General features: G+C 55.4%; 10 protein-coding genes. All 10 read right to left on the bottom strand.

The features are described 5' to 3' along the window. Window positions 1-792, bottom strand: a 792-nt coding sequence (locus LB462_RS30645; protein ID WP_224515875.1) for an SAM-dependent methyltransferase, incomplete at its 3' end; no start/stop codon positions are given. Then, a complete protein-coding gene (locus LB462_RS30640; protein WP_224515874.1) occupies window positions 746-1,171 on the bottom strand; it encodes an EamA family transporter in 426 nt (141 codons plus the stop codon). The genes LB462_RS30645 and LB462_RS30640, both read right to left, overlap by 47 nt. Next, entirely contained in the window at window positions 1,168-2,346 is a 1,179-nt protein-coding gene (locus LB462_RS30635; protein ID WP_224515872.1) for a peptidogalycan biosysnthesis protein, read from the bottom strand. Before LB462_RS30635 ends, LB462_RS30640 begins: the two co-directional genes overlap by 4 nt. Continuing rightward, the gene (locus tag LB462_RS30630) at window positions 2,327-3,145 is read right to left on the bottom strand and encodes an alpha/beta hydrolase (RefSeq protein ID WP_224515870.1); all 819 of its coding nucleotides are present in this window, start codon (window positions 3,143-3,145) and stop codon (window positions 2,327-2,329) included. Before LB462_RS30630 ends, LB462_RS30635 begins: the two co-directional genes overlap by 20 nt. Continuing rightward, complete coding sequence (locus LB462_RS30625) at window positions 3,132-4,007, bottom strand: fatty acid desaturase family protein (protein ID WP_224515868.1); 876 nt, start codon at window positions 4,005-4,007, stop codon at window positions 3,132-3,134. Before LB462_RS30625 ends, LB462_RS30630 begins: the two co-directional genes overlap by 14 nt. After that, window positions 4,004-4,357, bottom strand: a complete 354-nt coding sequence (locus LB462_RS30620; RefSeq protein WP_112532670.1) for an EamA family transporter — start codon at window positions 4,355-4,357, stop codon at window positions 4,004-4,006. The genes LB462_RS30625 and LB462_RS30620 overlap by 4 nt, the downstream gene beginning before the upstream one ends. Then, window positions 4,354-5,304: an arginase family protein gene (locus LB462_RS30615; protein WP_224515866.1), complete on the bottom strand. Its 951-nt coding sequence runs from the start codon at window positions 5,302-5,304 to the stop codon at window positions 4,354-4,356. The genes LB462_RS30620 and LB462_RS30615 overlap by 4 nt, the downstream gene beginning before the upstream one ends. 4 nt (window positions 5,305-5,308) lie before the next feature. Further along, window positions 5,309-6,730 carry an aspartate aminotransferase family protein gene (locus LB462_RS30610; protein WP_224515865.1) on the bottom strand — a complete coding sequence of 474 codons (1,422 nt, stop codon included), beginning with the start codon at window positions 6,728-6,730 and terminating at the stop codon, window positions 5,309-5,311. Window positions 6,731-6,749: 19 nt separating this feature from the next. After that, window positions 6,750-7,433 (bottom strand): MtnX-like HAD-IB family phosphatase, encoded by a 684-nt coding sequence (locus LB462_RS30605; RefSeq protein WP_224515863.1) that lies wholly within the window; start codon window positions 7,431-7,433, stop codon window positions 6,750-6,752. A gap of 102 nt (window positions 7,434-7,535) precedes the next feature. After that, complete coding sequence (locus LB462_RS30600) at window positions 7,536-8,912, bottom strand: sensor histidine kinase (protein ID WP_224515877.1); 1,377 nt, start codon at window positions 8,910-8,912, stop codon at window positions 7,536-7,538. Window positions 8,913-8,942 lie beyond the last annotated feature (30 nt).

Below are 8,942 nucleotides of genomic sequence, written 5' to 3'. Positions count from 1 at the left end.
GTCCTGCAGATCAAATGAGACCCGGCCGTCTCCCTGGTTCAACGATGATCGTGCATATGCAAGCTGTTCTTCGGATAGCGTTATTCCCAGTACTTCACCGTTCGTGACCCTTGCACCAATATGCCGCGCAAGACCGCCCCAACCGCAACCGATATCCAGAACTCGCTGATGCGGTTCGAGCAGGAGTTTGGCCGCCAGATGCCGCTTCTTGGCCAGTTGTGCTTCCTCAAGCGACTGATCGGGGTGTTCGAAATAGGCGCAGGAATATTGACGGTCCACGTCAAGAAAAAGCTCGTACAGCCGCCCGTCGAGATCATAATGATGTGCAACGTTCCGCTTCGATCGGCCGGGCAAGTTAGGCTGCTTCAGCTTGCGGAATCTGGCGCGCAGAGCGTCTATGAAACGCGCTGGCCAAGGATGAGCGGTGTTCTGGGCTTCACGCAACAGCAGTGCGATGAAGTCATAGATGGAGCCCTCATCGACGACAAGACGGCCATCCATGAAAAGCTCGCCAAGCCTCATATCTGCGTCGACCAAAAAGGCCCACTGTGCCCGGCTATCGGTAAACCTCACCGATACCGCAGGTCCGCTGCCATCTCCGAATGACAATCTTTTGTTCTTCGCAGTCGTGACATTCAGGCGACCTGTGCTGACGATGCGAAGAAGCGCAGCATGTAATGCACGATCGGCAAGCGCCGATGGCGTTGTGTGCCTGCCGGAAGTGGAGTTTTGAACTGGACCTGGGTCATCGTCTGGCTCGCATTGTCGTAACTGGCGGGAACTTGATTTCATGCGTGTTTTGCTGAGGGCTGCCGCGTCCGGAGGCTGTCCCGATCAGCCACACTCCGCCAAGTATGAGCGCGCTTCCAATCAACTGAAGCGCGGTGATCTGTTCCCGGAAATAAAGCCAGCTCGACAAGAGAACCAGCACGTAACTTAAAGCAGAAAGCGGAAACGCCTTGCTCAGATCAAGCTCCGACAGCACCTGCATCCAGATCAGGAAACAAACGATTTCAACTGCAATGGCCGCAAGCAACCAGGGGGATGCGAGCGATCCGGAAAACCAGCCGCTGGCATGACCACTCACCGCATCGGCAGCAAGCTTGATGAAAATCTGAAACAACGTGTTCAGCACCGGAATGGCGAACCAGGAAAGACGCTGGCCGTTCATGAAGCGGCTCCCTGAGGCTCATCCACGCCAAACATCGGCGATACCAGCCTCAGCAACCGTTGGACGGCCCTGTTCCGATGCTTGAAATACATTGTGTTTGCAGTGAGCCTGCTGCCCAGCCGCAGTTTGTTTTCGTAATAGGCCTGGCCGCTCTGATAGCGGGCAACGCGGTGGTCGATGCAATAACGCAGATTGGCGAACCAGCTTAGATAATAAAGGTCGTAGGCACGCCCTTCCTCTCCGTCCATGCAGAAGAACTTGTCGATCAGCGTGCTTTCGTTGTGAACGAGAATGTTAGCCGCCAGCAGCTTGTCTTCTGCAAAATACAAAGTGCAGAACGACCTGCCGGACATGCGGTCGAGGATACCAGCAAAATACGCGGCGGTGAGAGCTTCGAACTGCCATTCACTCCGGCTTCGTGTCGCATTATAAAGAGCCACGACGCGCGGCATGACGTCTGCCAGTTCGGTTCGAGTTTCGATCCGGATGTGATCAAACGATTTCAGTTTCCGGCGCATGTCCTTGCGGGTTCCAGAGGACAAGCGGCTCAGATAGCTTTCGATGGAGTGAAAATCGACATCAAGACAAGCTGTCGGAAGCCCGGGAATGGAAGCGAAACCTGATTGCGCGAATACCGGCGCAAACGCCGACGCACAAGGCTCGGGAATATCCTTTACGCCACGCAGGGAACAACCTTCATCGTCCGCGTGCTTCTCGAACCCGGCAACAAGTCGTGCCAGCAAATCAGGCTGGCGTTCCGGAGGAACGTTGGCACAAAAGCCTGGCTTGCCAGTTTCCGTACAGGGCGAGCCAAGACACGCGAGCTTCAACGTGAGGATACCGGGAAGGAAGCCTCGCATCCGACGAATGAAGCGGCGCAGAGGTCCTGGTTCCAACGTCGTCTCAAGCTGGTAACTGGTAATGAATGCCGGCATGGCGGCGACTACGGCCCCGTTCTCAATTACCGTTACATAGCGCCAGGCGAAACCGTCGATCCCGGCCTCTTCGATCGCGAGAAGGCAATCGAAATCTTCGACCTCATCTTCGAAACAGGCGTTCCACGCTTGCTTGCCGACTTCCCGGATGGAATTCACAACGCGCGTTTGTATGAGCGGGTTGTCTTTAGCCGGTAACCTTGTCCCGCGGAGCGTCGATTCAGAGACGGTCTGAAACATGGCTCACCCCAAAATAATCGGCAGTAAGATCCGCGACCTGCCTGTGCTGCCGATCGAGATGGATCATGTGATAGCTGTCATTGATCCAGCGAAGCTCGTTCGGGGCCCCGATATGGTCACTGATATAGCGGGCATGGGCAGGGCTGCTGAGATCATCCTCCCTTGAATGCAGGATGAGCGTTGGCGTCATCATATGCGGCAGCTCGTGCTTGAGCGCTCTTCCGAGGCGATACATCTCGACCAGGCCTTTGCCGGGGAATTTCTCGATTACGCCCTCTTTGGACATGTTTTCCATCATCCGGCGCATACGCTGGTCTTTGACGCCGAGTGCCGAAGTCTCGTTGAAATTCAGGCGGTCCAAGAATGGGACATGTGCCAACCAGGTGATGTTGCGCGACAGCAGCGGGTAATAGAACGGCACATTCCAGCCGTCATAGAGGAAGCATGGAGAGTAAATCGCCACGGCCTTGAGCATTCCGGGCTGCTCGTGGGCAGCCAGAAGCGCCAGCTTGCCACCGACGCAGATGCCGGCAGCAAATATCTCGTTCGTATAGGCGGTCAACTGCTCCACGGCCTGCTCGACACTTCCCAGCCAATCCTGCCAACGCGTGCCGCGCAACCTGCGGACATCGCCACCATGACCGGCCAGAAGCGGTGCATAGACCGTATAGCCCCGACGATTCAGCTGTCGCGCCACAAGCCGCATTTCCGTGGGTGCACCAGTCAGACCATGCACAAGAAGGACGCCCTTACCGTTGGTGCCCTCCATGAAATATCCAAAAGGGTCAGCGATCTGCATTCGATATTTCCAACTCGCGGTTTTCCTTGGCCATGAATCCCAGCGCGTGGCACGTGCTGATGACGTGGACACCAGCTTCTTCTTGTTGGTCCGCGATCTGTTCGTGGAAGGAGCGGAGTTTTGTCCAATGTGTGCGCGGACGATAATGATGCTCGGCGTGGTAACCGTTGCCGAACCACAGCCAGTTGTAGAAACGATTGTGACTGCTGACCCCCCACGCTATCGGTTCTTCCGGATCGCCGTGAAGATGCTCGTAATAGCCGTTGAGCGACGACAGGCAATTGCCAAAATAGTAGAATGGCACGAAGAACAGGACAGCCCGCCAGTCATAGATCAAAGCCAGACCGACCAGGCCAAAGAAGGCGTAAAGCTCGAAGCGGCCCCATTTCGCGTCGAACGGCCGAGTGCGGGCAACGCCTCTGTGAATGTCGCCGATATCGTCGCGAAAAAAGCTGAGGAACGTGTAGCTCCAAACGTTCTCCGGTTCGCCGTTTTTGCCGTGTCTGTAAATCGACAACCAATCGATTGTCTCACCCTTTTCATTCGGCTTGTCGCTGTTGCCGGAATGATGGCGCATATGGATCCAGTGATAGTAGGTCTGCGAAAAACCGATCGTGATGGATTCCAGGAGACTGAAGGCATAGTTCAGCGGGCGCGCGGTAAAATAGGGCGTGTGAATGAAATTGTGGGAGATGCTGTTGATATTCCACGAGATCGAGACGGCGTAAACGCAGCCCAGAACTAAGGACAACCACAGCGGGCGGCTGTGAAATCCGGCGATGAGGTAGATATTGAAGAATAGGTGAGCGACTGCCGCGATAACGGGAGCGGCATCCCATTTGGTGTGTTTGAATAGTTTCATAGTCCTGTTGCTCCAACGCACGTCACGCCGGCCGTGATGAGAAGAACTCCAGCCGCGTGACGCAGATTGACGTGTTCCTTGAAAAAGCAGGCTCCGGCGACAACGATGACGACATAGCTCAGCGCCATCATTGGAAAGGCGATGGACAGCGGCACGTGTTCGAGCACCATCATCCATGCGAACAGCTCCACTGCCCAAAAGACAATTCCCACCCAGGTGGCGGGTTTCACCAGTGCCTGACGAAGCGTCGAAGCGTGCGCGGCCTGTTTGAAACAGACCTCACGCGCCATTTCCGCAACAATGCAAAAACTGATCAGCGCCACCATTGGCAGGGTCAGGGTGCCGCTCATGACATGGCCTGCGAAAGAATTTCGAGAAGGGCGTGATTGCCTGCGGAGTTGATGTTGGTCGCAAGACGCGCATCCGAGGGCCGTCGGGGCTGATCCAGCAGAATCTCGCCGTGCTTCATCAGCATCGTCCATAACCCGCCGCCATAAGCGGGAAATGAGTAGTCGCCGGTGACATCTGCACCGACAATGCGGTGGCGGCAGCCTATCTCACTTATCAATGTCAGAAGATATGGCAGCCTCATGCTGCCTTGATCCCAGTTCGTGACCGCATCAGCGCGAGCCAGCACATCCTTGTCGATCGTCAGATAGACGGCTTCGGTCTCAATCCGTGACAAGAGGCGATCAACGAAATTTTGCTCACCAATAGCGGCAATGGTGTTCCAGCTGAGCGAGCCGGAATCCTGCTGGTAGCTCGACCCTGACCCATATTCCTTTTTGACCCTGCTCGGTGGATGATCGTAGGGATAGAGCTCAAGCTTGCCTTTTTTGAGCAGCGAAAGATTTGCTCCCTTCCGTTCAGGCTTCTTCAGGTCATCGCTGCATACGCCGACAGTGATGACCTTGCGAACCTGGGAATGTTCCAATGCCCTGTTGACCCATGAGCCGCAATGGATGCCATCCTTGAAATGAACCCAATCGGGATGGTTGTCGAAATGGATTACCGTAGCCGGCTTTCCATCCTTTTCGAGGGCAACGTCGAGCAGCAGCGCCGTGACGTGATGAAAATCACCCGACCCCATGAAACACAGGTGCGCATCCTTTCTCCGCAGCATCCTGCGCGCGAGCTTGGTCCGAACGGCATGCAAATCAGGGTTTTTGCCCCAAAGCCTGATCGCCCGCCCTTCATTCTCAGCCTGTAACTCATACGCGCCAGCGTTCAGGCAGGCGCGGATGAAGTCGGGCTGCAACTCAAGCGCATCATCGAGATGGAGGAGCAGAAGTTGCATCGGCCTATCGTTTCGAAGCCCTGATAAAAAGCTGATCCAGCAGCGTCAGGGCAAGATCTATCTCTTCGCGGCTGATCAGGAGGTTGGGGGCAAGGGTGATGACATTCTTGTGGTAACCGCCAACATCCAGCACGAGACCGTACATGTTTGTGCCGACACTGAGATCACCCTTCATCCCCTCGTCGCAAAGCCAGTCCATCGTCGACTTGTCCGGGGTGAACCCATCCTCAGTGCATATTTCGACACGCAAGGCCAGGCCCAGGCCGTCCACATCGCCGATGATCCGGTGGCGTTTCTGCAGCTCCTTCAGTCCGTCGAGAAAGTAAGCGCCTTTCTCGATGATGACCGCACCGAAATCCTCTTCCTTGAGCATTTTCATGGTTTCCAGTGCTACGGCGGTTCCCATCGGGTTGCTGGCGAAGGTAGAATGCGTTGAACCTGGAGGGAAAATACCCGGGTTGATTATTTCTTCCTTCGCCCAGACGCCCGAAAGCGGATTGAGACCATTGGTGATTGCCTTGCCGAAGACGAGGATGTCTGGGCTGACACCGAAATGTTCGATCGACCACATCTTGCCCGTCCGGTAGACACCCATCTGGATTTCATCGACCACGAGCAGAATCCCGTGCTGGTCAAGAACCTGCTTCAACTCTTTGAAGAAGTTCATGGGAGGGATGACATAGCCGCCAGTTCCTTGAATGGGCTCCACGTAGAAGGCGGCAAACTCCGCCTTGCCCGCCTTGGGATCCCACACGCCGTTGTACTCGCTCTCGAACAGGCGGGCGAACTTCTGCACGCATTGGTGGCCGTATTCTTCTTTGCTCATGCCTTTCGGGCCACGGAAATGATAGGGAAATTCAATAAACTGCGCGCGCTCGCCGAAGTGCCCGTAGCGACGACGATAGCGATAGCTCGACGTGATCGCCGAGGCGCCAAGCGTGCGCCCATGATATCCACCCTCGAAGGCAAACATCAGGCTCTTTCCGCCTGAATAGTTGCGCACGAGTTTCAGCGAATCCTCGATGGCCTGCGAGCCGCCGACATTGAAATGAACCCGTCCTTTCGTGCCGAATTTCCGTTCTGCGTCTTGAGCAATCATGGCCGCTAGTTCGACCTTTTCCCTGTGCAGATATTGCGATGCCACCTGAGGCAGCGTGTCCAGCTGCCGATGCGCGGCGGCGTTCAGGCGCGGGTTGCGGTAGCCAAAATTAACCGCCGAATACCACATCTGCAGATCAAGGAACGGCGTACCCTTGCTGTCGTAAAGGTACGAGCCTTCGCACGATTCGAAAAAGCTCGGCTCCTGGGCGTAGTGGACCGTATCGCCGTGAGAACAATAGGTTTCCTCAAGCAGACGCAATTCGAGTTCCGAGTTCGGCAGCGGAGATACGAGCTCGGGCTGCTTCAGGATAAAATTTGTGTTCATTCAGGTTCTCGCTTGTTGGTTATGCGGCGGCGTGGCGCGGTGTGCTGAGAGCATTGGCCGATAGGCCTGGAACAGCGCTCTTGAGGCTGTGGGTGAGATCGGCAAAGGTCTCGTACGCAATGAAGGGGATATCCTCGGCAAAACAGTAGTCAGCCAGTTCCCCCTTTGCGAAGACCAGCTCCGGTTGATGTGAAACGCAGAAATCCGAGCGGCCGTCACCGACGTAGACCCGCAAGTCACGCGGTGTCAGAGATCTGCACTTGCAAACCCCCGCTGCTGACAGACAATCCGGATCGGCGTGGGGAGAAGCCAGATGGTAGGATGGCTTTCCTTCCGGATTGACGATCGTCAGCTTGTTGGCGATTACCGGAATATGGCTGAGGTTGGTGCGCACGAGGATTTGTTTGATGAAATAATCGACGCCGTCACTCACGATCGTAAGCGGCATAGCGTGTCGGCTGCAGAAATCTGCGAAGGCGGGAAACGTCGGGTCAATAACGACATCTTCAAGCACATCGTCGAGTTCATGTTGTTTGGCGCGAATCAGGGCGACCTGGCGGCGCATGCATTCGGCAGAACCGATCTCGCCGTCCAGCCAATCTTGTTCTATGGCTTTCCATGCGGGATCGGCCAAGTTTGAGAGTACAAAATCGGTCGCATCCTCGACCGAAATCGTTCCATCGAAATCGCAATACACGTGCATTCAAAAAACTCCTTGCACAATCGTGCGGGGGTTCTATCAGCCGTGCCTGAGTGCAGAATTATGCCAAAATGAAATGAAACTGAAATCGCCTGAAGGCGCGCGCTATGCTCTCGGCATCAGCACGTCTACGCTCAAACCTTTGCCTGATCCTGCAGCGTTCAGTACGATAGTGGCGGAGAAACGGTCAATTATGTCGGCAACGATCGCCAATCCCAATCCCGATCCCTCGGCATGTGGCGTATCGACCCGGTAGAAGCGCCGAAACACGGCTTCGCGATGTTGCGCCGCTATTCCTGGCCCGCTGTCGCTGATGGATAGCAGCCAAGACTCGTTCTTGGGTGTGATCGATGCTTCGATGGTTCCGCCGACGGGGGAGTATTTGATTGCATTGTCTACGAGGTTGGCAATCATCAGGCGAAGGAGAGGCTCGTCCGCATTGACCTGCGCATTTTCATCGCCGTGCAGCGAAACCTCAAGTCTCTTGAGATGAATCATGTTGCCGAACTCGCCTATGACCGAAGCCACGGTGTTATACAACGAAACGCTTTTCAACAGCATCGGCTGATGGCTGACACGAGCGGCGCGAAGCAGTTGCTCGATCAGGTGCATCGCCTTTTCATTACTCGCCACGAGGTCGCCGATGATAGCCTTGCGTTCCTGCTCACTCTCGGCATTCGCCAGCATTTGGAGCAACAACTTGAGAGATGTCTGAGGAGTTCGCAGTTGATGGGCAGCGTGATCGGCGAAACGCCTCTCCGCCGTCAGTGAGCGGTCAAGCTTGTCGAGAAGCTGATTTATCGATCTGCCGAGGGGAGAAAGGTCCCTCGGCAACGTATCAACGGGAATGACAGACAGGTCATCCGGGGAACGACTGCGGATTTGGCGCACCAATCCGTGCATCGCGCTGAGCCCGCTCCTGATCCCGAACCAGATCAAGACTGCGATGAGCGGGAAGAGGACCAGCAATGGAAAAGACAGGTTCAGGAGAATATTTGACACAAGCGATTTGCGAAGGGCAAGCTTTTCTCCGACTTCCACGGTAATCGTCGTTTGCGGAATTGGCAGCGCGTACACCCGCCAGTCTTCGCCGCCGTAATTCACGTCCGTAAAACCCGCTCGCTGCTCGGGAACCGTCTTCGGGAATGCGGTGCTCGAGAAAACCTCAATCTCCCCGTCCTTCCATGCACGGAACATATGGGCGTCGGCATAGTCATCCGCATCCTCGTTCATTGCCAGCTGGTTGCCCATCGCCAAATCAATATCATTGACCTGCTTGGATTTATGAATGCCAGGCTTTTCAACTTGGCGTTCCAGCAGCGTCCAAAGAACATTCGCGTCGTTGATCAATTGTGCGTCATAGATATTGTTGATTTCGCGCGTGGCGCTGCGGAAGGCGAACGCCCCGATCAGGGCGATAGTAATCAGAATTGTTGGCGCAATCCTGAAAAACAGTTTGCGCGTCAGCGTCGATCTGATCATTGCTCGACCATGTATCCCACGCCGCGGATT

It is taken from the genome of Phyllobacterium chamaecytisi (genome assembly GCF_020164455.1).
GTDB lineage: Bacteria > Pseudomonadota > Alphaproteobacteria > Rhizobiales > Rhizobiaceae > Phyllobacterium > Phyllobacterium chamaecytisi.
Note: the sequence above shows the minus strand (reverse complement) of the source record. Positions and strands in the feature narration are given on the sequence as shown.

Excerpts from the sequence above, each read along its gene's own strand:
- LB462_RS30640 (WP_224515874.1), bottom strand. The coding sequence starts at position 1,171 with ATGAACGGCCAGCGTCTTTCCTGGTTCGCCATTCCGGTGCTGAACACG.
- LB462_RS30635 (WP_224515872.1), bottom strand. The coding sequence starts at position 2,346 with ATGTTTCAGACCGTCTCTGAATCGACGCTCCGCGGGACAAGGTTACCG.
- LB462_RS30630 (WP_224515870.1), bottom strand. The coding sequence starts at position 3,145 with ATGCAGATCGCTGACCCTTTTGGATATTTCATGGAGGGCACCAACGGT.
- LB462_RS30625 (WP_224515868.1), bottom strand. The coding sequence starts at position 4,007 with ATGAAACTATTCAAACACACCAAATGGGATGCCGCTCCCGTTATCGCG.
- LB462_RS30620 (WP_112532670.1), bottom strand. The coding sequence starts at position 4,357 with ATGAGCGGCACCCTGACCCTGCCAATGGTGGCGCTGATCAGTTTTTGC.
- LB462_RS30615 (WP_224515866.1), bottom strand. The coding sequence starts at position 5,304 with ATGCAACTTCTGCTCCTCCATCTCGATGATGCGCTTGAGTTGCAGCCC.
- LB462_RS30610 (WP_224515865.1), bottom strand. The coding sequence starts at position 6,730 with ATGAACACAAATTTTATCCTGAAGCAGCCCGAGCTCGTATCTCCGCTG.
- LB462_RS30605 (WP_224515863.1), bottom strand. The coding sequence starts at position 7,433 with ATGCACGTGTATTGCGATTTCGATGGAACGATTTCGGTCGAGGATGCG.
- LB462_RS30600 (WP_224515877.1), bottom strand. The coding sequence starts at position 8,912 with ATGATCAGATCGACGCTGACGCGCAAACTGTTTTTCAGGATTGCGCCA.